The following is a 21,949-nucleotide window of genomic DNA, read 5'->3' as shown; positions in this document are numbered from 1 at the left end:
ATTTAGTATATTATTCTATATTTTCGGTTCAGAATCAAAAGTATCAGTTATCAGTTATTAGTGACTAGTGGCTAGTGGCTGGACTCAATTCTTGTCACTAGCCAAGCTTTCACTATCCACTCACCAATGACCAATGACCAAATATGACGTGTCTGCAATCGTAGAGGGATATGCCCAAGGCTATTTCCTGATGGCTGACGAGACAGGTGAAAATTTGAGTTGGTATTCTTGCAGCGATCGCACTTTCATTCCCTTGGATGAAAGATTTCATTATCCTAAGTCTTTACGGCGAGTTTTAAACTCTAACCGTTTTACTGTTGCCATTAATCGCGATTTCAAAGCTGTGGTAGCTGGATGTGCTAACCGTAAAACAACTTGGATTTCGCCTCAATTACAAGAAATTTACTGGTTGCTCTATCAATCTGGTTATGCTTATAGTTTTGAAACTTGGCAAGGAGATGAATTAGCAGGAGGAATTTTAGGAATTGCGATTGGTGGTGCTTTTATCGGTGAGTCAATGTTTTATCACATCCCCGAAGCTTCTAAAGTCGCAATGGTGAGGTTAGTCGAAAGATTGCGCGATCGCCACTTTGTTTTCTTCGACGCTCAAATGATGAACCCTCACTTAGCAAGATTTGGGGCTTACACAGTCAGCGAGAAAGAATATCGTTCCTTACTCCGTCTCGCTTGGAAAAGCTCTTGTTCTTTCGCTTAAGCTTTATCAATCGAAAAAATACTTTTAGATAATTAGTGTGGTAATTTAGAATACTCGATTGAAAAAACTACCTGCTGTTGTATTTATGCTTGTGGAAAGAGGAAGCCTCTCTATTTCCTATCTAGGATTGAACTAATAATGAAAGTAAGGAAAAATAGATCGTGGCTTACAACAATGTAGAAGAATTACCGGCAGAAATTACCGAAAAGTTACCCCAACACGGACAGCAGATCTTTTTAGCCGCATTTAATGCCGCACAGTCAGATGGGATGAGTGAAGACGCTGCAATGAACGTTGCTTGGAACAGCGTTAGCCAAGAATACGAACAAGGGGAAGATGGTCAGTGGCATCAGAAACCAGAAGATCCCGCAGTACACGATAAGTCTACCGTATCTGGTGGTAATTAGTAGATAGTTTTAACATCTGGTCCTAAGACTCAGCGATCGCAAAACTACTTACCACGAGCTGGCACGAATTTGAACAAAGCTCAGGTTAAGAAAACTAAGGTTAAGAAAACCCGCCCGTGCGGGTTTCTTCTATTTTTTAATCGTTTAGGATGGAATCGCAACTGCGAACCATCAGCCAAACAAGCGATCTCGTTCTGCTCGTAGCAAACCGTAACACTCGCACGCTGTCGCCTCTAAACCTTGGCGATCGCAAATTGTCATCTTACCGCGATTATATTGAAGTAAGCCTATTTTTTGCAGTTTTAATGCCACCTCTGTCACGCTAGCGCGGCGCACGCAAAGCATTTGAGCTAAAAACTCTTGGGTCAATTCAAATTTATCGTCTCTGGCACTATCGTGCATCATCAGCAACCAGCGACAGCATCGTTGTTCGACGGGATGACGGCTGTTACAAGCAGATGTTTGAGCAATTTGGATTAGGAGCAGATTGATATACCGTTGTATCCAGAGCGATAGAGTATCGACTTGAGCGATCGCTTGCTTGAAGACATCGGCTCTCAGCCGTATTGCTTCCCCTGGAATTTGAACGATCGCCTTAAAGTTAGATATGTCGGTTCCCAAAAATAAGGGAATCCCTGCCATGCCATCGTTACCTACAACACCTACCTCTACGGCAGTACCGTCTGTCATGACGGTTAAGAGGGAAACTAAACAACTCGTTGGAAAATAGACATAAGGTATTCGCTCTTGTGGCTGAAACAAAACCTGCTTGAATGCCAAAGAAACAATTTCGAGATGAGATTGGAGGCTGCAATAGGCTTCTTGAGATAAAGCAGATAGTAAGCGATTGTTTAGATCCTTTTGATTAACTTTTCGATCGAGTTCAGATCCACTCATTGGCAGATGTCCTTAGCCATGTGTTTTTTATCAGGAAAAGGTATGGCACAGGACAGGGCAGTGTTTTTCCTCATTATATTTCTCACCGAGAAGTAAATCTTAACTCCTACTTAAGAATACCTACAAAATTAGTATAACAAGCCGTGTATGTACGTTATCGTACTTTGGTTTTTGTCAGCTTTGTGTACGATTTTGAAGTGAAAAGCTGAGCTATGCCTGTAACTCCAATTACATGAAGTCAAAATATTATCGATTTATCGCTCCAATTCAATACGAGATCTTCATTCTTCATATTCGATATTGGCTACTATGTCAATGCTATTTCTTGGTAGAAGCAAGCTAGTAGTAAATAGCTCAAATATTTTGATTTTCCCCTCATTTTAATTTTCCTGCGACGCTCGATAGATGACAGTGCCGACATCCTCGAAACTAATGCTGGAGTGATGTCAAAACTTATCTTGCGCGATCGAAGCAGGTTAAACCCCAATTATTTTCAATTAAATCGATGGAGGAAGCTTTACGTGTCGGATTCTGAAGCTAACGAGCTTTATCGCAAAAATCACTTGCTGGCTGCTTTACCAACGGAGGAATACCAACGCCTACAACCTCACTTAGAAGTTGTCTGCTTATCTCATCGGCAGATTTTGCATGAAATTAACGAGCTAATCGAATACGTTTATTTTCCCACTCAGGCTTTAGTGTCTATGGTATCGCTGATGGAGGACGGAGCGACAATAGAAGTTGGTGTAGTGGGAAGAGATGGTATGGTGGGTTTACCAGTCTGCTGGGGAGGTGGCAGCGTCACAACTCAGGCGATTGTGCAGATTCCTGGTGAGGCGATCGGAATAACAGCCGATCGCCTCAAAGCCGAATTCGATCGCCACGGAGTGCTACATCGGCTCATACTGCTCTATACCCAAGCTTTGTTTACTCAAGTAGCTCAAACAGCTGCTTGTAACAGCCGCCACACTGTAGAGCAGCGCTTGGCGCGGTGGTTGCTATCAATTGAAGATCGAATTGAGTCCGAGCAATTGTTACTGACTCAAGAATTTATCGCTCAAATGTTAGGTATCCGCCGTTCTGGAGTGACTGTAGCGGCTACAGCTTTACAACAAGCGGGAATGATTCGATATTCTCGGGGCAAAATTGCTATAGTCGATCGCCAACTGCTGCAATCTAGTGCCTGCGAGTGTTACAAAGTCGTCAAAAATGAGTTCGATCGCTTGATACGTTTAACACACAATATTTAACACGCAATCCCAATCAATTCGCCGCTTCATTCACTGTTGAGATTGTGCGAGTCTATCTAGGTTCGCTATCGTACAGTCATTTTTTACCTCAGTAGATATACTACTTTAAGCATATCTATTCTCATAGCTGTAAACTTTGAATTTTTCAGAGTTGTTTTATTGCTTAGTTGCATTCCTTCTAATGTCAACTAGCTTAACAGCAAAGTTTAACCAACACAAACGCTCCGATTGGAAGAATTCTGACAGATCGAGTTGACTTACCTCTCAAAAATTGTAATAGTCGAGCGCAACGCCGTTTAACTTGACTAAGCTGCTTCTATACATTTTGACTTATGAGTTTTCTTATGACCTCAGGAAACGAGCGCGACATCCAAAATCAGAAAGTTGCTAAGCTTTGGGGTAGTAGTTGGCAAAAACTCAGTCCTAAGCAGCGACAGTTGGTTGGAGACATCATGCAAGATGTCAAGATCGTGTCTATTGGCGATCCTCTGGAAGTAGAAGTTAGTAAAATGCCGCCGCCAGATTTTGCCAACGTTACGCCAAGCGATCGCTTTACTTACTTTGGCGATCGTATTTCTGCCGAGCCTCATTCCACTGATGTTTTCGCAATTACATGGCAATCGGTTCTAGAGAAAACTACAGATGCTTTGGTAACACAACAAAAGGATTTGAAGCAGCTTCAGTTTATCTTTCAAGAACTAGATTATCAACAACTCACAAACAATACTATTAATGATATTAGTACGATTGTCAGACAGCCAGCAGATTTAGAGGCGATCGCAACACTTGAAGCCCAAACCGAGCTGCTGAAAGAACTACTCGATAACTATTTTATTCAAGCGTTTTCATCTATAGCAAATTGCTGTGAAATATCTCTACAAAGCGATTTAAATGAGGCACTTAAAGATTTAGTTCAACAAGCACAAAGTTTAGGGTTACTAGGATTGGGAGCTTTTACACTCGCAGCAAATTTACATCTATTGCTTTTACACGAAAAGGTGAAATCTTTCCCCCAAGAGCGACAGAATCTCAACCGCATTCTCAATCATTATATAGCTTATGTCAAAAATACAATAAGGCTAATATTTAGACTATCTGTAGGCAAAATTGATAAAGCTTGTACGTGTATAAAATATTATTCAAATTTTGATGAGAACCCAGAATATGAATGTCTATATTCTGATGGGAAAGACATTTATATTTTTCGCGATCGCAGCGAACGAGCAGGATATGAGTGTAACAAACACAGATTAAGAATGTTTCATTCTACGGTAGACCGGGTGATGCAATTCATAGTTCAACCTCTGCGATCGACAATTAAAGTCTGGGAAAAACAAGTAGTTCAGATGTCGCTTTCACCTATGTAGAGATACAAGTTGTGGTAGGGGCGCACAGCCGTGCGCCCCTACATGATGTATTGCACCACAATACAATCTCTATGCCTAAATGTTATTTCCGATGACTACCTAGCCACTTAGCCGCAGCGATACCCAATACTGCTGCTACTAGGGGGTTGCTAAGGAACTTGATAATAGCTGGTTGTTCCGCCATGACTTCTTGGAAGATGTCTGGATGGTTGTAATATGCATAAGCAGCCAATTTGCTTACATCATCAGCACTCATACGGTTGGGATTGTGGGTAGAGAGTCCCAGTTGTCTTTCTAAATCGCGATCGTGTAGTCCTTTCTTACTTAAATGCTTGAAGAAAGCCCGCGCCACATCATCCCGTTCGTTGGGTTTAATTTGGGCGATCGCTTTTTGCAATTCTGGCTCCATTTGCGCTGGAGGAATGCGCTCGTGCTGTAAAGAGTTACCGAACATTTGGCGGCGCTGATCGTATGACGATCTTTGAGCGAAATCGTCAAAGTTCTCGTACTCTTGTTCTGGATTATTTGAGGGATATGCGTCAAGGTTTTCCGTGTTACCTTGCGCTAGATCGTTCATGATTTCCCTTCTGTATTTGTCGCTGCTAGTCATAATTCCAATCTCCTTTTTTTAAACCGTTCACCTGTCATCAGCTAGTTTGAATAACTGTTTTATCAAGAGAGCGGGTTTATTAATATCTACTTTTATAAGTAAGAAGTTCGGGTGAACCCGCCCCTACAGTTATCGTTCATTTAACTAATGACAAATGACCAATGACTAATGACAAAAAAATGACCCTATTTGTACTGAATCTGATTTGTTTGCACATCGTATTGTGCTGTCAAAATCAGTTTTTTGTCAGGAGCGTACATTAAGACTGTCAAGTCCTGGTTAGGGAAGTTTTTATGAAACCCTTGTGCCAAAGATTTCGCTAATGGCTTCACTTCATTCGGACGAACATCCGGGGTAATAACTACGCCTAGCTTATTGTTGTCTCTTACATATGCGTCTTGAACCAGTCCTTTGCCTGTGCGAGTTACCCAAGTCCCAAAGTCTTGCCCGACTGGTGTATTCCCACGAGCAATTTGTCCGTAATCGGCGCTGCGGCTTACTGTTGGTACGTTAGCGTTGGGTTGCTTTGCTTGTACGCTGCTACTACAAGCAACTGTTGTTGTCAGTAAGAAAATGGCTGAAAGAACGATCGCAATTCTACGAAAGTGCTGCATGAAATTCACTTCCGTTTCCTCCCTAAAATTATTGATGTCAATTCCGTTTTTGAAAAAATTGAGGAAGGTAAAATTTCACACTCTCACTTATTTTACCTTCCGATTTTCTAAAGTTTGATTAGAGGTTCTTCTTCACTTCATCTTTTACGTCTTCAGCAGCATGACGTGTTTGTCCTTCTGCTTGCTTGGCTTTGCCTTCTGCTTTATCTTCAGGATCGCCTGTAATATTTCCTAAAGCTTCTTGGGCTTTTCCTTCAATATTTTTAGCAGTAGCTTTTGCTCTATCTTCTGCGCTCATGCTATTTCTCCTTGTGAATTCAAATTAGCTTCTAAGTTGAGTGCCAACTTGAGAGAGCTTTTGTCTCTACACTGAACAATTTATCTGAAAATAATAGTTTTAGCCTTCTGCCACAAGACTGATTCGAGTTCTCTATAAAAAGAAAGAGATAAAGCTTAGTAAGTCAAAAGTCAAAAGTTAAAAGTTAAGAATTACTATCGCAAATGACAAATGACGAATGACCGATAAAAAAACCTAGCTGTATTAAACAACTAGGTTTATAAAGGCACGATTAGATTTTGATTTCTTAATCGATATAACCCATTAAATATGGATAGTTGTCGATTTCATTAGAAGCAATTGGACGCATTCCAGAAGATACATAAGTGGTGGAGAAATCAAAGGCATCTTCGGCAATGGGGCGATCGCCCATTAAGGGAATAATGTTGGAGTATTTGAACTGGTCTGCCATAATCGGACGCAATCCAGCTGAGTTGATTGTATCCACAATCTCTAAATGATTTGCCTCAATCGGGCGAATACCAGAGATGTTAACAGTGTCGAATGTATCAAAATCGGTAGCCATGATGGGGCGAATCCCATGCATGTTCACTTCTTCTCGCACCACTAAACTGCTTGCGGCGATCGGGCGCAGTCCTGCCACGTTGACAACACTACCAGCCAGTGGCTTACCATCGGCGGATACACTCAAAGCCGAACTTTCGATCTCGCCAGTCACCACTTGATTCTCAGCCTTAGACTCGGTACTCTTGGCACGCGGTCTGCGGCTGGTGGAACCGTTACCATTTTTTCTCGCATTACTGGCATTAGTCATAATCGCAAACCTCTAAGTTTCTATCGAGCAATAGCAAATAGCCAGAGAAAATTCCGAGTGGTTTTTATCGGTTAATTACTGCTATCTGAGTTTAACGTTAAAAAAGATTATATAGTTATAGGTATCTTAACGGAATAAACATAGAAAAACTTAAATATGTTAAGATAAATGAAGGTCATTGGTCATTAGTTGTTAGTTGAGCGTTGTTAGTTGTTAGTTGTTGGCAAGATATCACTAATAACTGGTCACCGGTCACTGGTCACTGATAACTACTCCCTTCTTCATGATGCAATTTAGCCTTCAAGCGCCGTTTGCACCTACAGGCGATCAACCGTCGGCGATCGCTCAACTTGTAAAGTCCATTCAAGCCGGACATCGTTACCAAACTTTACTTGGAGCTACGGGAACGGGTAAGACGTTTACAATGGCTGCGGTTATTGAAAAGATTGGCAAGCCAACACTGGTACTCGCTCATAATAAAACCCTTGCTGCCCAACTTTGTAACGAGTTGAGAGAGTTTTTCCCAAACAATGCGGTGGAGTACTTTGTCAGTTACTACGATTACTACCAACCAGAAGCCTACATCCCCGTCACCGATACATTTATTGAAAAAAGCGCTTCGATCAACGACGAGATCGATATGCTACGCCACTCCGCCACGCGATCGCTCTTTGAACGGCGAGACGCGATCGTCGTTGCTTCCATCAGTTGTATTTACGGCTTGGGAATGCCAGCCGAATACCTCCGCGCCTCGATTCCCTTACAAGTAGGAATGGAAGTGAATCAGCGGGAAATTTTACGCAGCTTAGCATCCGTACAGTACAACCGCAACGATGTAGAAATGGGACGGGGAAAATTTCGCGTACGGGGTGATGTATTAGAAATTGGACCCGCTTACGAAGACCGGATCGTGAGAGTAGAATTCTTTGGGGACGAGATCGATGCAATTCGTTATGTCGATCCGGTGACGGGGGAAATCCTTCAGAGTTTGGAAGCGTTGAATATTTACCCAGCGCGACACTTTGTCACTCCAGAAGACCAGTTAGAATTTGCACTGGAAGCGATCGCGGCAGAACTAAAACAGCGTAAAGCCGAATTAGAAGCAGAGAATAAGTTACTAGAAGCACAACGCATCGACCAGCGGACGCGCTATGACTTAGAGATGTTGCGTGAAGTCGGCTACTGCAATGGCGTAGAAAATTATTCCCGTCACCTAGCGGGAAGACAAGCAGGGGAACCGCCAGAGTGTTTGATCGATTATTTCCCGAACGATTGGCTGTTGGTTGTAGATGAGTCTCACGTTACCGTACCCCAAATTCGGGGGATGTACAACGGCGATCGCGCCCGTAAGTTAGTCTTGATCGATCACGGTTTCCGCCTACCCAGCGCCGCTGACAACCGCCCGTTAAAATCAGAAGAATTTTGGGCAAAGGTGAACCAGTGCGTCTTTGTCTCCGCAACTCCTGGGAATTGGGAATTAGAGGTTTCAGAGGGACGAGTAGTAGAACAAGTGATTCGTCCTACAGGTGTAGTCGATCCAGAAATTTTCGTCCGTCCTACCGAGGGGCAAATTGACGATCTTTTAGGTGAAATTAAACAGCGGGTGGATCGGCGCGAACGGACGCTGGTAACAACCCTGACAAAGCGAATGGCAGAAGACCTGACAGAATATCTTCAAGACCACGGGATTCGCGTCCGATACCTCCACTCCGAGATTAATTCGATCGAACGGATCGAGATTTTGCAAGATTTGCGCGAAGGTAGTTTTGATGTCTTGGTAGGAGTGAACCTGTTGCGGGAAGGATTGGACTTACCCGAAGTCTCGCTAGTGGCAATTTTAGACGCAGATAAAGAAGGATTCTTGCGGGCAGAGCGATCGCTAATTCAAACTATCGGTAGGGCAGCCAGAAACGTGCGGGGACAGGCGATTTTGTACGCCGATAACCTCACAGATAGCATGGCAAAGGCGATCTCGGAAACAGAACGACGACGGGCAATTCAAATCGAATATAACGAAAAGCACGGGATTACGCCCCAGCAGATCGTGAAAAAATCGAGTAACGCGATTTTATCCTTCTTAGCCGTGTCGCGTCGTTTAAACGCCCAAGAATTAGAAACTGTTTACGAACAAGCCAGCGATTTACCCTTAGAACAGATTCCAGAATTAATTACCCAACTGGAAGCACAGATGAAAGAAGCAGCAAAAAATCTAGAATTCGAAGAGGCAGCAAAATATCGCGATCGCATCAAGCATTTGCGGGATAAATTGCTGGGACATTAAATCAGTGACCAGTGACCAGTGACCAGTGACCAGCGATCGGTCACCTCTTGCCTCTTGCCAACTACCAATTACCACTCACCAATTACCAACTACCTTGCAATTGAAAGTCATAGTTATCGGCGGTGGGGCGGCGGGTTTTTTTAGCGCGATCGCCTGTGCTGAAAACCATCCCCACACGCAAGTTACTTTACTAGAAGCTGGTCGTCAACCATTGACAAAAGTATTGATTTCTGGCGGGGGACGCTGTAATGTTACCCATGCTTGTTTCGACCCAGCTGCACTAGTCCAAAATTACCCTAGAGGTGGGAAAGCCTTGCGGGGTGCATTCACTCGGTTTCAAAGTCAAGATACTGTCGATTGGTTTACTCGTCGCGGCGTACAGTTAAAAACTGAAGCAGACGGGCGGATGTTTCCCATCACCGATAATTCCGAAACCATCATCGAATGTCTGATCCATGCAGCTGCAAAAGCTGGCGTGAAGATAAGGAATAACGCGCCAGTGGCTGCTGTGTCGTATGTCGAGAGTCGGGAAGAAGGACAAGGGGACAAGGGGACAAGGGGACAAGGGGACAAGGGAGACAAGGGAGACAAGGGGGACAACTACCAACTACCCATTACCAATTCCCCATTACCCATTACCCATTACCCCAAATTTGAAGTCGAACTCAAATCAGGTGAAGTCCTAGAATGCGATCGCCTGCTATTAGCGACGGGTAGTAATGTGGCGGGTTATCGCATAGCGCGATCGCTGGGACATCAAATTGAGCCGCCAGTCCCGTCTTTGTTTACTTTTAATGTTTTGGATAAGAGTTTGCGAGAGTTGGCAGGGGTAAGCATGAACCCCGTGCATCTACGATTGCTGACGGATAGCAAGACAAAATTAGAACAAACGGGGGCGTTGCTAATTACCCATTGGGGTTTAAGCGGTCCCGCCGTCCTCAAACTTTCTGCGTGGGGGGCAAGGGCATTGCATGACTGTCATTATCAAGCGAAATTATTGGTTAACTGGCTGCCAGAATTGGATCGGGAAACGCTGCGATCGCAAATTCTCTCCGTCAAAACAGCACAACCAAAAAAGGCGATCGCTTCTTATCGTGGCGTGAATGTGTTGCCGCACCGTCTGTGGCAATACATAATTGTACGGGCGGGAATTGCGCCAGAAGACCGCTGGGCGGGAATCTCTAATAAGGAGATCGATCGCCTGATCCAAGAAATTGCTCAAGCTGAATACCTCATCCAAGGCAAAGGAGCCTTTAAAGAAGAATTTGTCACCTGTGGTGGAGTCAATTTGAAAGAAGTTGACTTTAAAACCATGCAAAGTAAACTCGTTCCAGGGCTTTACTTTGCTGGCGAAATCCTCGATATTGATGGCGTAACTGGAGGCTTCAACTTTCAAAGTGCCTGGACAACTGCGTGGTTGGCGGGACAAGCGATGGGAAACAGTTAACAGTTAACAGTTAACAGTTAACTGTTATCAGTTATCAGCTCCCAACTACTAACTACCCATTACCCATTACCCATTACCAAAATAAAAATGAAATTTAGCGAAATTGTCAGCAAATTGGGTGAGGCGGCTAGCAATAACAGCCTTGCTGCTAACCCAGACTGCGATCCAGAAATTACGGGTGTAGCCGCAGTCGATCGAGCTACGGCTGAAAATATCAGCTACATTGACGGAGACAAATTTGCTGCTTACATTCATGAAACTGGCGCTAGCGCCTTGATTTTGCCTCAAGATGAAACTTTAAAGGAACAAGCGCAACAACGGGGAATTGCGTGGATCTCTACGTCTCAACCCAGATTGATGTTTGCTCAGACGCTGGCATTGTTCTATCAACCCTATCGTCCCAAACCAGCGATTCATCCTACGGCTGTGATTCATCCTTCGGTACAGTTAGGTGCGGATGTAGCAATTGGGGCGCATGTTGCGATCGAAGCTGGTGGAAAAATTGGCGATCGCGTTTGTATTCATCCTAATGTCGTGATTTATCCAGATGTAGAAATTGGCGATCGCACGGTGTTACACGCTAACTGTACGATCCAAGAACGCAGTCGGATTGGTGCTGATTGCACGATCCATAGCGGCGTTGTCATTGGTGCAGAAGGGTTTGGCTTCGTGCCTACGGCAACTGGTTGGTTCAAAATGGAACAGTCTGGCTTTGTGGTGCTAGAAGAGGGCGTAGAAGTAGGATGTAATAGCACGATCGATCGTCCTGCTGTAGGAGAAACCCGCATCGGTCGCAATACCAAACTCGATAATTTGGTACATATCGGTCACGGTTGTAAAATTGGTGCTAACTGTGCGATGGCGGCGCAAGTTGGCTTGGCGGGAGGAGTAGAACTTGGAAATGGCGTGATTCTCGGCGGACAAGTGGGAATTGCCAATGAAGTCAAAATGGGAAATGGGGCGATCGCTTCGGCTAAAACCGGAATTTATCACAACGTTAAACCGAAAGATATTGTTTCTGGTTATCCTGCTGTTCCCCACAAAATTTATCTCAAAAACTCGGCTATTTACAAGCGATTGCCAGAGATGTACGAATTTTTCAAGCAGAAAATGAAAGAAAAATAACTTACGACTTACCTTTTAAATGTTTGCCGAGACAACCATTGCACGAACCCAGGGAACACATTATATGCAGCTTGAGCGAAATTTGCAGAACCAACCACGACTTCAGCCCTTTGGTGTTTAACTCCATCCCAAATTGCTTTCGCTACATCTTCCGGCTTTTCCACAAAAGGGGTATGTAGTATTTCTTCTAACTGTTGTCGGCGCGATTGGGCATCTGCTTCATCATGACCGGTAAAAATCGCCCGTTCTGTAAAACTGGTTTTAATAATGTTGGGATAAATGCCGCAGACGTGAATTCCTTTTGGCTTTAGTTCTGAATGCATGGCTGCTGTCATGCCAGCAACGCCAAATTTAGTGGCAGTATAGGGAGCTAGGTAAGGAATTGGCACTTTACCCCCTATTGAACTGATATTGACGATCGCGCCTTGTCTGCGTGCCAGCATGTGCGGTAAAACGCTGTGGATTGTATGGATGTATCCGCAGAGGTTAGTATCGATCGTATGATGCCACTCTTCTAGGGAAAAGCTTTCTACCGGACCTGAGACGTATATTCCGGCATTGTTGATCAGGACATCAATCGCGCCATAATGTTCTAGTGCTTTGTCGATCAGATTTTTTACTTGGTCTGGATCTCTAACATCTGTAGGAACTACCAAGGCTTGGCGATCTAATCTTTGGATGTCTTGCGCTACAACTGCGAGAAAATCCCCGTGTCGCGCAGCAAGCACGAGATCGTAACCTTTGCTAGCAAAAAGTAACGCAGTTGCTTTACCGATGCCTTGGGACGCGCCTGTAATCAGTGCTGTTGGAGCCATACCGAAAGTAAACTATCACTAGTATCTATTAACTTGGCTATTCGTGTTTTATTGCCTCCCTCTGTTGGCAGAATTCGCAAACGAGTCAAGAAAAAGATTTTTATGTCGCGCAAAGACGCAAAGACGCAAAGTGTTTTCTGTGGAGAAAGTTAAGTCAAGGAAGCTAAGAAGAGGGTTTATGTGTTTTTAAATGACGATTTTTTAGAATACTAAGATGTTTAAAATATTGGTTGATTATGAGATTTACTCCGCTCGAACAAATCGATAGCAATTTTCTCAGAAATATTAAAATAATTGCTACTGATATGGATGGAACTCTGACGCAAAAAGGGAAGTTTACGTCAGATTTATTGCTGATGTTTGAAAAGTTGGCTGTATCGGATCTCCAAGTTTTGATTGTGACTGGACGTTCGGCTGGATGGGTGAGTGGATTAGTCAATTATTTACCAATTGCTGGAGCGATCGCGGAAAATGGCGGTTTGTTTTATCCAGCAAAAAATGAAGAGGCAATCGCGCTTACATCCATTTCTAATAGATTAGAACATCGACAAGAATTAGCAGCAGTTTTTCAAAAACTCCAACAATCTTTTCCTCAAATTTGCGAGTCCAGCGACAATTGCTTTCGGATTAGTGATTGGACTTTTGATGTACGAGGATTAAGTGCAGAACAATTAGAGCGACTCAGTAGTCTTTGTCAGGAATTAGGTTGGGGCTTTACTTACAGCAACGTTCAATGTCATATTAAGCCGCTAAATCAAGATAAAGCAACTGGCTTAATGCAGGTTTTACAAGATTACTTTCAATGTCTGCCAGAACAGGTGTTAACTGTTGGTGATAGTCCTAACGATGAGAGTTTATTTAATCCTCAGTATTTTCCCTTTTCTGTCGGAGTTGCAAATGCGCTTGAGTATGCAAATCATTTAAGCTACCAGCCTGCTTATATTACAAAAGCAAGTGAAGGACAAGGATTTTGTGAGGCAGGTAGGAAAATTCTCAGGGTTTCAGGTAAATTGAGCAACTAAAGTTTCAAACTTCAATGCGAAGATATCTGTATAATGCCGGAGATTTTTCTTGTATTTGAGAGCAATTTTGAAGGAAGTTATTCGAGCGATGATTCTCGGTTTTTTACTTCAAAATTTTGCAATCTAGCTCTGTACAACTCGCTCAACTACAAAATTAATAATGCCTGCCACTAACGTCAATACAATTGAGCCTAGCAAACCTGGTAACAATCCCGCGACAGTAAAACCAGGTGACAAAACGCTGGCAATCCAAATGCTTATCCCATTGACGACGAATAGAAATAATCCTAAAGTCAAGATTGTGAGTGGTAGGGTTAACACGATCAAAATCGGTCTGATGATAGCATTAACTAAACCAATAACAACTGCTGCAATTAAAGCTGCGGTAAAGTTCGTGACTATAAAGCCATTAACTATGTTTGCCGTAATTAGTAAGGAAACTGCGGTCACGAGCCAAGTCAACAGGAAATGTATCATGGTAGTTTCTACTGAAATGACAAGATGATATTCTTCCTTATTTAATACATACCATAGTGGTGTTTGTCTGTTATAAATCTGCCACTCTCTAGCTGCTAATTTTAGGCAATTGGCTGGAGAGTATGGGTTACGCTTCTGCCCTCTGTTCTCTACCCTCTGTCTTTCAGAGTGAATGCGATAAGCTGAAAAGAGTAGCATTGAGATCTCACATGGTATTTTTGCGGCAACTGGCAGGATTATGTATCGCGATCGCTCTATTCGTGATTTGGGCTTTACCTGCCCAAGCTTTAGATTATCCGCCGCCGCTCTCCTACAGCAATGCAGAGCTGACAGGTAAAGACTTTTCGAGACAAATTTTAAGAGCCGCAGAGTTTTCTAATGCCAATATGGAGCAGGTTAATTTTACTGATGCTGACTTGCGCGGGGCAATTATGAGTGCTTCAGTGATGACACAGGCAAACTTGCACGGTGCAGATTTGAGTATTGCTATGGTCGACCAGGTAAAAATGACTGGAGCCGATCTGAGCGATGCTGTATTGCAAGAAGCCCTTTTACTCCGTACTATCTTTACTGGTGTTGATATTACAGGTGCAGATTTTAGCGACGCGATTTTAGACGGGGCGCAGGTGAAAGAATTGTGCCAACGAGCAAGTGGAATTAACTCAAAAACAGGTATTGCAACTCGCGAATCTTTGGGGTGTCAATGAAGCGTGTCGGTGTTATTGGTGGCGGACAGTTAGCCTGGATGATGGCTGATGGAGCCAAGAAGTTAGGGATCGAACTGGTAGTACAAACACCAAATAAGAGCGATCCAGCAGTAGCGATCGCCACAGAAACAATTATCGCCGCGATCGACGATGCCGAAGCAACAAAAGTCCTAGCTGAAGATTGCGAGATCGTGACTTTTGAAAATGAATTCGTCAACATAACCGCTTTATCAACTTTAGTCGAGCAAGGAGCCTGCTTTCGTCCTGGGCTAAATGTCTTAGCTCACATTCTCGATAAATACGAGCAACGCTGCTATTTACAGCAAATTGGTTTACCTGTCCCCAAGTTTATCGCTTTAGAAGAATCAAATGTAGGGGAGCATAGCTATGCTCCCCTACAAAAGTTTCCTGTCGTACTCAAAGCTCGTCGTCACGGATATGACGGACAAGGAACTTTTATTATTAAGGATGCGGAGACTTTACAAGAAAAACTATCTGCATCTCGACATCCAGAGAAACAGTCTCAGTATCTATTAGAAGAATTTATCCCTTTCGATCGCGAATTGGCAGTTATCGCCGCTCGTTCCATTACAGGCGAGATAGCAATTTATCCCATTGTCGAGACGCAGCAACAAGAGCAAGTTTGTCGGCGGGTATTTGCCCCTGCGGATCTTAGTGCAGAATTAGTTCAAGACATCGAAGCGATCGCCCGCACGTTTTTAGAAAGTCTACAAGCTGTTGGTATATTTGGGATCGAATTATTCCTCACCTCAGAAGGTAAGGTATTGGTCAATGAAATTGCTCCCCGCACGCATAATTCTGGGCATTTTACCCTAGATGCTTGTGAAGTCTCGCAATTTGAACAACATCTTCGCGCTATCTGCGGCTTACCATTGGGAAATCCTACCCTCCGTAGTGCTGGGGCGTTGATGGTAAATTTATTAGGCTATGAAACTTCCTCTGGACGCGACTATCTCGCCCAACGCCAACAAATCGCCCAAATTCCTCAAGCATACCTTCGCTGGTACGGCAAAACTGCATCTCGCCCAGGACGCAAGCTAGGACACGTCACCGTATTATTAGACGATCGCAACCGTCACGCAGCAGAGGCGATCGCCCAACAGATTGAATCAATTTGGTACGCATGAGCGACTATAGAAGGACAAGGCAGACAAGCCAGACAAGCCAGACAAGGGGGAGGTACTCGTGCAGTATATTTTGACTTTTAGCTTTTGACTTTTGACTTTCCTTGTCGATTCTCCCTAACAAGTTATAATGGTTGGAGTTCAACTGCGGCGTTGGTGACTGCCAATAATGTTTTTGATCTATGCTTAAACATTTAAGGGAGTCAAAATTGCTAACGGCAGTAGACCGAGCAAGTACTCGGAAACTTTAAGTTCAGCTAATCGATTCCCACCTGGATTTTCCAGGTCAAAACTGAGGTAAGACGGCGTTGCGGTGGACTTACAAGCATGAACTCCTTTGGCTAATGGCTGAAGGAGTTTTTGATTTTGGTCAGTTATCAGTGACTAGTGACTGGTGACTGGTGACTAGAAAAGAGTCCAGCCACTGGTTCCACTAGCCACTCACCAATTACCTATTCTCAATAAATTTTTGTATCAATTTATGCAATTCATTATTTGTGCTAACAGTAATATAAATAAACTTAATGTAGTCTTAATTTGGGCTTAAGCGTTTGTCGCCTCTATTGATAGCACCGAGTCACTCGCCGACTATTCTTCAATTAGATTCTGGTTTAACTCTCATACATCAATACCTTCCTGCAACTACAGTGGTAGTCACAGATGTTTGGTTGCGGGCAGGTGCGATCGCAGAGCCGGAAGCATGGTACGGGATGGCTCACTTTCTGGAACACATGATATTTAAAGGGACGGAGACGATCCCGCCAGGAGTGTTCGATCGCGTCGTGGAAAACAGAGGTGGAATGACAAATGCTGCTACTAGCCACGACTACGCTCACTTTTATTTAACAACTGCCGCTCCTTACTGGGAAGATACGCTGCCGTACTTGGCAGAATTGTTGTTAAATGCTGCTATTCCCGAGGACGAATTCGATCGAGAACGGGAAGTTGTCTTAGAAGAAATTCATGCTTGTTACGACGATCCAGACTGGATTGGATTTCAAACTCTGAGTGAAAGTATCTACCAACAGCATCCCTACGGGCGATCGGTTCTGGGTACGGAATTGGAGTTAATGCAGCACTCACCAGAGGCAATGCGGTGCTTTCATCGCGCTCATTACCAACCCGAAAATATGACGGTAGCGATCGCAGGTGGAATCGAAACAGAACGAGCGATTGAAATCGTCAACCGCAGTTTCGACCGATTTTTACCACGGATAGAATTACCACCTGTAGAGGTAGTCAAAAAACCGCTGCTAGCCGGAATTCGCCGCCAGGAATTGTATTTACCAAGACTGGAACAAGCACGGCTACTCATGGCTTGGATCGCACCAGGTATCGACCAATGGCGCAGTGCTTATGGTTTAGATCTGATTTCAGTTATATTGGGCGCGGGACGTTCTTCCCGCTTAATCCGCACTCTCAGGGAAGATAAACAATTAGTCCAAGCAATCAGCAGCCAGTTTTCCCTACTGCAAGATGCTAGTTTATTTACCATTAGTGTTTGGTTAGAACCGCAACATTTAGAAAGAGTAGAAGAATTAATTTGCGCCCATTTAGAACAGTTACAGACAGCGGCGATCGCCCCGGAAGAACTCGCGCGCGCTCAGCGAGTTCTGTGTAACGACTATGCTTTTTCCACCGAAACACCAGAACAACTGGCAGGGTTGTATGGTTACTATCAAACTCTAGGTGAACCAGAGTTAGCCACAACTTATCCCCAGCAAATCAAATCCTTCGATTCCGTCGAACTCCAACAAATTGCTCAACAATACCTTTCTCCCTATTCCTACGCGGTAACAGTCGTCAAACCTTGTTAGTCTAGGGAGTAGGGACAAGGAAGCAGGGGAGCTTTGTGTGCAGGTGTGCAGGGGGGAGAAGAGAGAGTCGCGGAGCGCAAGATTGCGCAAGGTCGCGCTTGGGAAAAACTGCCTCTCGCAAGAGCGCAAGAGCGCCTTTCACCAATTACCCATTACCCATTACCAACTACCAACTACCAACTACCAATTCCCTACACAGACGTTACATGTAACGTTTCTACTGATAACTGATAACTGATAACTGATTTCCCGTGACAACCTCTTTACCAACTCAACAGATCCATCGCACAGTTTTACCTAATGGCATGGTTGTGCTGGCGATCGAAAACCCAGCCGCAGACATTGTTGCTACCCGTATTTTTCTCAAAGCAGGGAGTTGCTGGGAACCACAACAGCAAGCTGGGTTAGCGCATTTGCTATCTGCGGTGATGACAAAGGGAACCACAGAACTATCCTCGATGGAAATTGCCGAACGGGTAGAGTCCGTTGGCGCAAGCTTGAGCGTGGATGCAGCCTCAGACTACTTTCTGTTGAGCATGAAAACTGTTTCGGCAGATTTTCCCGAAATCTTAACATTAGCAGGGGAACTGTTGCGATCGCCCTCATTTCCTGCTGCTGAAGTGGAACTCGAACGACGGCTGACAATCCAACACATTCGTTCCCAACAAGAACAGCCATTTACAATTGCTTTTGACCAACTCCGACAAGCAATTTACCAAAATCATCCCTATGCTTCTTCTGGTTTGGGATGGGAAGAAACGGTAGCTAAAATCGAGCGAACTGACTTACAACAATATCACCAGACTTATTTTCGTCCCGATAATGTTGTCATTAGCTTAGCAGGTCGAATTACAGCCGATACCGCGATCGCCCAAATCGAAAAAGTTTTTGGCGACTGGGAAGCGCCGCGATCGCCCATACCACCATTGCAGTTACCCAGCCTGACTCCCGCACCTCAGCAGCTCAAGATTGCTCAGCCGACCCAGCAATCAATTATCATGCTGGGCTACTTAGCTCCTTCCGTCCATCAATCAGACTATCCAGCTTTAAAACTGCTGTCAACCCATTTAGGTAACGGGTTATCTAGCCGCTTGTTTGTCGAACTGCGCGAAAAGTTGGGCTTAGCTTACGAAGTTTCGGCATTTTACCCCACGCGCATGTCACCCGCTACGTTTGTCGCCTACATCGGAACTGCACCAGAAAATACCGCGATCGCCCGCGATCGGCTACAAACGGAAGTAGAGTTACTATGTCAAGCACAACTCAGTACGGAAGACTTACAAACAGCCAAAAATAAGCTTCTCGGTCAATATGCCCTTGGCAAACAAACGAACGGACAAATTGCTCAAGTATATGGTTGGTATGAAATTTTAGGGTTGGGAATTGAATTCGATCGCTCCTTTCAACAAGAAATTGCCCAAGTGAGCGCTGAAGCAACACAACAAGCAGCTTGCCGTTATTTACTCGAACCCTATATTTCTATGGTTGGACCAGAAACGGCGATTGGCGATCGATAACTTGTTTGTAAACAGTTTTTAGCAATTATTACAACCGATGAAACCTCATAAACTTTAATAAATTAGCAAGCTCTGCCCGAAGAAAGCCATGCTACTTTAAATGAAGGCACAAAAGGAGATTCTTAAGAGAAAAAACTCTAGAGATTAGAGCCTGTGCCTCCCGCTCTAGTCCTATCGCAAAGTACCTGAACTTGACAATACCTCACTTGTAGTAGAAGAAACGTTGAGTGAAAGAAACGTTCTTGCCTAAATATTTCTACTTTCTCGCAAATAAAAGGAGGTGTCCGGTTTACTGAAGAATCCCGATTGAGCGACGACAAATACAAGCCAAGTTTGATTGTCAGGTAAATTGCGAATTTGTCCACCCTATTTGAGTTCATCTAGTTTTTGCTGCTTTTAACTAAATCCAAACTCTCTGAATAACCCGCCTCCAAAATCAATTAACCGAGGCGGGTTTGCTATTTTAATCAGTTATCAATTATCAGTTATCAGTCGCCCCGCAGATTTTGATAGCGGTAGAATGCATATGTATCGAACAGCGCTCCGACTAAACTACAAGTCATACCGATGATACACAGCCCTCGCCAAGCACTACCACTGCCAAACGTAGCTAAGAACTGTTGCATAGCAGAAGCAATTGCCTGACCGATTCCTTGCAAGCCAGGAACGTACTTCAGCAGAGACACGCTTGCTAAACCCCCACCAATTAGAAATGTGGGGACGACAAAGCTCAGAATAATTGTCAGTAATAGAGAACGGAGAAAATTAGGCAGAATGCTCATGAAGCGTACTCTGGTCAATCGGTTGACAATGAAAATCCGATACGAGTGCCACTTTCTACAATAAGAGCGATCGCCTACCGTTGCCGCAAATTTCAAAAATCTTAAGCGATCGTTAAAAGTTTTGTCTACAACTTCAAAGCGATATTAACGATCGGGGAATTAGATTAAATTTTTCTGGCGGAGCGTGGCGAGACTGTAACGTATTTTTATTGCTAGCTAAGTAAGACATAGTAGGCGATCGCAGCATCCACCCCTAACAACGGCTTCCAACTTGAGTTAATCGGCAAATTTCTCAGATTCACTTAACAATTGGTAAACATTGACGAAGCGAACCTTGACAAGACGGCGCGATCGAACGACACAATAAGGCAAAAATCTATCTATTGCTAGAGTGAAAGCTAGCGATCCTAACTTAAGTTATTTTGCACCTAGTGATTCTGAACTTAGTTATTCTGGACACAGAGTTTATCGAGCAGAGGAAAATTGAGCGAAGTCAGACCAAGTTCTTTCCTGGGAGTATGGAGTCAGCGATTGCTGGCAGCAATTTTACTAGGTGGGCAAGTCCTAATTCACTTGCTCCAAGGTAGGATTCATCGCCGAAATACTGTAGAACAGATGGCAGCAGTGGGACCGGACTCATTGCTAATCGCCCTCATCACAGCAGTTTTTGTCGGCGCAGTTTTTACGATTCAAGTAGCACGGGAATTTATTCGATTTGGAGCAGGAACAACAGTTGGCGGGGTCTTAGCTCTTGCCTTAACTCGGGAACTCGCACCTGTATTGACAGCTGTAGTTCTCGCGGGGCGAGTTGGTTCTGCATTTGCGGCGGAAATTGGCACGATGCGCGTCACAGAGCAGATTGACGCTCTTTATATGCTCAAAACCGATCCAATTGATTATCTTGTCATTCCGCGCGTGTTAGCCTGCTGCGTCATGCTGCCAATTTTGACCCTATTATCTGCAATTACAGGTATGATTGGCGGCTTGGTGATAGCAACCAACTTGTATCGCCTATCTCAGAGCGTATTTATTGATTCAGCCCGCAATTTCTTAGATGTCTGGGATGTTACTAGTGCTTTAATCAAAGGTGCTGTTTTCGGAGCAACGATCGCAATTATTGGATGCAGTTGGGGTTTGACAACCACAGGGGGAGCCAAGGGAGTCGGACAATCAACCACAGCTGCTGTAGTCACGGCGCTACTATCAATCTTCATCATGAACTTTTTCTTATCTTGGGTCATGTTTCAAGGCTTGGGGCGCTCGACACTTTAGACAGTTATCTGTTGTCAGTTATCAGTAGAGAGTGGTAATTGGTAATGGGTAATTGATATATTTCTTCTTTATCCCCCATGTCTCCCCTGTCCCCTTCTGCTCCTCTCCTCACTCGCCACTCCACTGAACCTTAAAATAAGAGTGTTAGAGTCTATTGTTCAGGCAGGACAAAAACAGTGACGACTTCCCCATCTGTAACATCAACCGTTCAGCTTGCTCCCAGCTACAAGCTGCCTTTATTCATAGTCTTAGGGGCAATTCCTCTAATACTCGTTTCAGCCTGGGTAGGTGGCATAATTGCCTTATTTGGTTTGTTTCTGATGTTTCAAGCTACAACCCTACGGCTACAATTCACTGATACTGCCTTAGATATCTACAGAGGAGAAACCATCATCCGGCACTTTCCCTATCAAGAATGGCAACATTGGGAAATTTTTTGGCATCAAGTGCCGATCCTGTTCTACTTTCGAGAAGTGAAAAGCATTCACTTTTTGCCCATTCTCTTTGACCCCAAAATGCTACAAACTTGTTTAGAGCAACGCTGTCCAAGACTAGAGAGCAAGGGGGCAG

General features: G+C 44.1%; 23 protein-coding genes and 1 other RNA gene. 16 read left to right on the top strand and 8 right to left on the bottom strand.

Going from position 1 to position 21,949, the window contains the following annotated elements; genetic code table 11:
* Positions 1 to 133 precede the first annotated feature (133 nt).
* Positions 134 to 715 (top strand): leucyl/phenylalanyl-tRNA--protein transferase, encoded by a 582-nt coding sequence (aat, locus tag C7Y66_RS23260; protein WP_106547415.1) that lies wholly within the window; start codon positions 134 to 136, stop codon positions 713 to 715.
* Between the two features lie 161 nt (positions 716 to 876).
* The gene (locus tag C7Y66_RS23255; RefSeq protein ID WP_106547414.1) at positions 877 to 1,122 is read left to right on the top strand and encodes a ChaB family protein; all 246 of its coding nucleotides are present in this window, start codon (positions 877 to 879) and stop codon (positions 1,120 to 1,122) included.
* Positions 1,123 to 1,293: 171 nt separating this feature from the next.
* Here C7Y66_RS23255 and C7Y66_RS23250 read toward each other — a convergent pair whose 3' ends face one another.
* Positions 1,294 to 2,019, bottom strand: coding sequence for a Crp/Fnr family transcriptional regulator (locus C7Y66_RS23250; protein WP_015153564.1), 726 nt, complete (start codon positions 2,017 to 2,019; stop codon positions 1,294 to 1,296).
* A 521-nt stretch (positions 2,020 to 2,540) separates the two neighbouring features.
* Here C7Y66_RS23250 and C7Y66_RS23245 point away from each other — a divergent pair.
* Positions 2,541 to 3,269 carry a Crp/Fnr family transcriptional regulator gene (locus C7Y66_RS23245; RefSeq protein WP_015153563.1) on the top strand — a complete coding sequence of 243 codons (729 nt, stop codon included), beginning with the start codon at positions 2,541 to 2,543 and terminating at the stop codon, positions 3,267 to 3,269.
* 332 nt (positions 3,270 to 3,601) lie between these two features.
* Positions 3,602 to 4,636, top strand: a complete 1,035-nt coding sequence (locus tag C7Y66_RS23240; RefSeq protein ID WP_146149860.1) for a hypothetical protein — start codon at positions 3,602 to 3,604, stop codon at positions 4,634 to 4,636.
* 82 nt (positions 4,637 to 4,718) lie between these two features.
* Here C7Y66_RS23240 and C7Y66_RS23235 read toward each other — a convergent pair whose 3' ends face one another.
* From C7Y66_RS23235 to C7Y66_RS23220, 4 genes are all read right to left on the bottom strand, one after another.
* Positions 4,719 to 5,246 carry a hypothetical protein gene (locus C7Y66_RS23235; protein WP_106547412.1) on the bottom strand — a complete coding sequence of 176 codons (528 nt, stop codon included), beginning with the start codon at positions 5,244 to 5,246 and terminating at the stop codon, positions 4,719 to 4,721.
* 185 nt (positions 5,247 to 5,431) lie between these two features.
* On the bottom strand, positions 5,432 to 5,860 hold the full coding sequence (locus C7Y66_RS23230) for a hypothetical protein (protein ID WP_015153560.1): 429 nt from the start codon (positions 5,858 to 5,860) through the stop codon (positions 5,432 to 5,434).
* 118 nt (positions 5,861 to 5,978) lie between these two features.
* Positions 5,979 to 6,158, bottom strand: coding sequence for a CsbD family protein (locus C7Y66_RS23225; RefSeq protein ID WP_015153559.1), 180 nt, complete (start codon positions 6,156 to 6,158; stop codon positions 5,979 to 5,981).
* Between the two features lie 286 nt (positions 6,159 to 6,444).
* A complete protein-coding gene (locus C7Y66_RS23220) occupies positions 6,445 to 6,972 on the bottom strand; it encodes a hypothetical protein (protein WP_015153558.1) in 528 nt (175 codons plus the stop codon).
* A 283-nt stretch (positions 6,973 to 7,255) separates the two neighbouring features.
* Here C7Y66_RS23220 and uvrB point away from each other — a divergent pair, with 283 nt between their 5' ends.
* The 3 genes from uvrB to lpxD all read left to right on the top strand — a co-directional run bounded on the left by uvrB (position 7,256) and on the right by lpxD (position 11,825).
* Positions 7,256 to 9,253, top strand: coding sequence for an excinuclease ABC subunit UvrB (gene uvrB / locus C7Y66_RS23215; RefSeq protein WP_015153557.1), 1,998 nt, complete (start codon positions 7,256 to 7,258; stop codon positions 9,251 to 9,253).
* Between the two features lie 94 nt (positions 9,254 to 9,347).
* Positions 9,348 to 10,700 carry an NAD(P)/FAD-dependent oxidoreductase gene (locus C7Y66_RS23210; protein ID WP_106547418.1) on the top strand — a complete coding sequence of 451 codons (1,353 nt, stop codon included), beginning with the start codon at positions 9,348 to 9,350 and terminating at the stop codon, positions 10,698 to 10,700.
* Positions 10,701 to 10,787: 87 nt separating this feature from the next.
* On the top strand, positions 10,788 to 11,825 hold the full coding sequence (lpxD, locus tag C7Y66_RS23205; RefSeq protein WP_106547411.1) for a UDP-3-O-(3-hydroxymyristoyl)glucosamine N-acyltransferase: 1,038 nt from the start codon (positions 10,788 to 10,790) through the stop codon (positions 11,823 to 11,825).
* Positions 11,826 to 11,833: 8 nt separating this feature from the next.
* Here the strand turns inward: lpxD and C7Y66_RS23200 are convergent, their stop codons facing one another.
* Entirely contained in the window at positions 11,834 to 12,640 is an 807-nt protein-coding gene (locus tag C7Y66_RS23200) for an SDR family oxidoreductase (protein ID WP_106547410.1), read from the bottom strand.
* A gap of 236 nt (positions 12,641 to 12,876) precedes the next feature.
* Here C7Y66_RS23200 and C7Y66_RS23195 point away from each other — a divergent pair, with 236 nt between their 5' ends.
* Positions 12,877 to 13,662 (top strand): HAD family hydrolase, encoded by a 786-nt coding sequence (locus tag C7Y66_RS23195; RefSeq protein ID WP_199197589.1) that lies wholly within the window; start codon positions 12,877 to 12,879, stop codon positions 13,660 to 13,662.
* A 123-nt stretch (positions 13,663 to 13,785) separates the two neighbouring features.
* Here the strand turns inward: C7Y66_RS23195 and C7Y66_RS32615 are convergent, their stop codons facing one another.
* A complete protein-coding gene (locus C7Y66_RS32615) occupies positions 13,786 to 14,337 on the bottom strand; it encodes a phage holin family protein (RefSeq protein WP_233222811.1) in 552 nt (183 codons plus the stop codon).
* A gap of 11 nt (positions 14,338 to 14,348) precedes the next feature.
* Here C7Y66_RS32615 and C7Y66_RS23185 point away from each other — a divergent pair, with 11 nt between their 5' ends.
* From C7Y66_RS23185 to C7Y66_RS23160, 6 genes are all read left to right on the top strand, one after another.
* The gene (locus tag C7Y66_RS23185) at positions 14,349 to 14,846 is read left to right on the top strand and encodes a pentapeptide repeat-containing protein (RefSeq protein ID WP_041462395.1); all 498 of its coding nucleotides are present in this window, start codon (positions 14,349 to 14,351) and stop codon (positions 14,844 to 14,846) included.
* Positions 14,843 to 15,994, top strand: coding sequence for a 5-(carboxyamino)imidazole ribonucleotide synthase (locus tag C7Y66_RS23180; RefSeq protein WP_106547409.1), 1,152 nt, complete (start codon positions 14,843 to 14,845; stop codon positions 15,992 to 15,994). Before C7Y66_RS23185 ends, C7Y66_RS23180 begins: the two co-directional genes overlap by 4 nt.
* Before the next feature lie 136 nt (positions 15,995 to 16,130).
* A non-coding RNA gene (ssrS, locus tag C7Y66_RS23175) (6S RNA) lies at positions 16,131 to 16,312 on the top strand.
* Positions 16,313 to 16,542: 230 nt separating this feature from the next.
* On the top strand, positions 16,543 to 17,808 hold the full coding sequence (locus C7Y66_RS23170; protein WP_106547408.1) for a pitrilysin family protein: 1,266 nt from the start codon (positions 16,543 to 16,545) through the stop codon (positions 17,806 to 17,808).
* A gap of 33 nt (positions 17,809 to 17,841) precedes the next feature.
* Entirely contained in the window at positions 17,842 to 18,039 is a 198-nt protein-coding gene (locus tag C7Y66_RS23165) for a hypothetical protein (protein WP_146149859.1), read from the top strand.
* 20 nt (positions 18,040 to 18,059) lie between these two features.
* On the top strand, positions 18,060 to 19,325 hold the full coding sequence (locus C7Y66_RS23160) for a pitrilysin family protein (RefSeq protein WP_106547406.1): 1,266 nt from the start codon (positions 18,060 to 18,062) through the stop codon (positions 19,323 to 19,325).
* Positions 19,326 to 19,813: 488 nt separating this feature from the next.
* Here the strand turns inward: C7Y66_RS23160 and C7Y66_RS23155 are convergent, their stop codons facing one another.
* Complete coding sequence (locus C7Y66_RS23155; RefSeq protein ID WP_015153547.1) at positions 19,814 to 20,107, bottom strand: hypothetical protein; 294 nt, start codon at positions 20,105 to 20,107, stop codon at positions 19,814 to 19,816.
* Positions 20,108 to 20,590: 483 nt separating this feature from the next.
* Between C7Y66_RS23155 and C7Y66_RS23150 the strand changes: the two genes are divergently transcribed.
* Together C7Y66_RS23150 and C7Y66_RS23145 are read left to right on the top strand one after the other, a co-directional pair.
* The gene (locus C7Y66_RS23150; protein WP_015153546.1) at positions 20,591 to 21,379 is read left to right on the top strand and encodes an MlaE family lipid ABC transporter permease subunit; all 789 of its coding nucleotides are present in this window, start codon (positions 20,591 to 20,593) and stop codon (positions 21,377 to 21,379) included.
* A gap of 176 nt (positions 21,380 to 21,555) precedes the next feature.
* On the top strand, positions 21,556 to 21,949 hold a 394-nt coding region (locus C7Y66_RS23145), incomplete at its 3' end, for a DUF3119 family protein (protein ID WP_106547405.1).

It is taken from the genome of Chroococcidiopsis sp. CCALA 051 (assembly GCF_003015105.1).
GTDB classification, from domain to species: Bacteria; Cyanobacteriota; Cyanobacteriia; order Cyanobacteriales; family Chroococcidiopsidaceae; genus Chroococcidiopsis; species Chroococcidiopsis thermalis.
Note: the sequence above shows the minus strand (reverse complement) of the source record. Positions and strands in the feature narration are given on the sequence as shown.

What these genes read in the sequence shown, in the direction of transcription:
- aat (WP_106547415.1), top strand. Translation starts at nt 134, where the DNA reads ATGACCAAATATGACGTGTCTGCAATCGTAGAGGGATATGCCCAAGGC.
- C7Y66_RS23250 (WP_015153564.1), bottom strand. Translation starts at nt 2,019, where the DNA reads ATGAGTGGATCTGAACTCGATCGAAAAGTTAATCAAAAGGATCTAAAC.
- C7Y66_RS23240 (WP_146149860.1), top strand. Translation starts at nt 3,602, where the DNA reads ATGAGTTTTCTTATGACCTCAGGAAACGAGCGCGACATCCAAAATCAG.
- C7Y66_RS23235 (WP_106547412.1), bottom strand. Translation starts at nt 5,246, where the DNA reads ATGACTAGCAGCGACAAATACAGAAGGGAAATCATGAACGATCTAGCG.
- C7Y66_RS23230 (WP_015153560.1), bottom strand. Translation starts at nt 5,860, where the DNA reads ATGCAGCACTTTCGTAGAATTGCGATCGTTCTTTCAGCCATTTTCTTA.
- C7Y66_RS23225 (WP_015153559.1), bottom strand. Translation starts at nt 6,158, where the DNA reads ATGAGCGCAGAAGATAGAGCAAAAGCTACTGCTAAAAATATTGAAGGA.
- C7Y66_RS23220 (WP_015153558.1), bottom strand. Translation starts at nt 6,972, where the DNA reads ATGACTAATGCCAGTAATGCGAGAAAAAATGGTAACGGTTCCACCAGC.
- uvrB (WP_015153557.1), top strand. Translation starts at nt 7,256, where the DNA reads ATGATGCAATTTAGCCTTCAAGCGCCGTTTGCACCTACAGGCGATCAA.
- lpxD (WP_106547411.1), top strand. Translation starts at nt 10,788, where the DNA reads ATGAAATTTAGCGAAATTGTCAGCAAATTGGGTGAGGCGGCTAGCAAT.
- C7Y66_RS23200 (WP_106547410.1), bottom strand. Translation starts at nt 12,640, where the DNA reads ATGGCTCCAACAGCACTGATTACAGGCGCGTCCCAAGGCATCGGTAAA.
- C7Y66_RS23195 (WP_199197589.1), top strand. Translation starts at nt 12,877, where the DNA reads ATGAGATTTACTCCGCTCGAACAAATCGATAGCAATTTTCTCAGAAAT.
- C7Y66_RS32615 (WP_233222811.1), bottom strand. Translation starts at nt 14,337, where the DNA reads ATGCTACTCTTTTCAGCTTATCGCATTCACTCTGAAAGACAGAGGGTA.
- C7Y66_RS23185 (WP_041462395.1), top strand. Translation starts at nt 14,349, where the DNA reads ATGGTATTTTTGCGGCAACTGGCAGGATTATGTATCGCGATCGCTCTA.
- C7Y66_RS23180 (WP_106547409.1), top strand. Translation starts at nt 14,843, where the DNA reads ATGAAGCGTGTCGGTGTTATTGGTGGCGGACAGTTAGCCTGGATGATG.
- C7Y66_RS23155 (WP_015153547.1), bottom strand. Translation starts at nt 20,107, where the DNA reads ATGAGCATTCTGCCTAATTTTCTCCGTTCTCTATTACTGACAATTATT.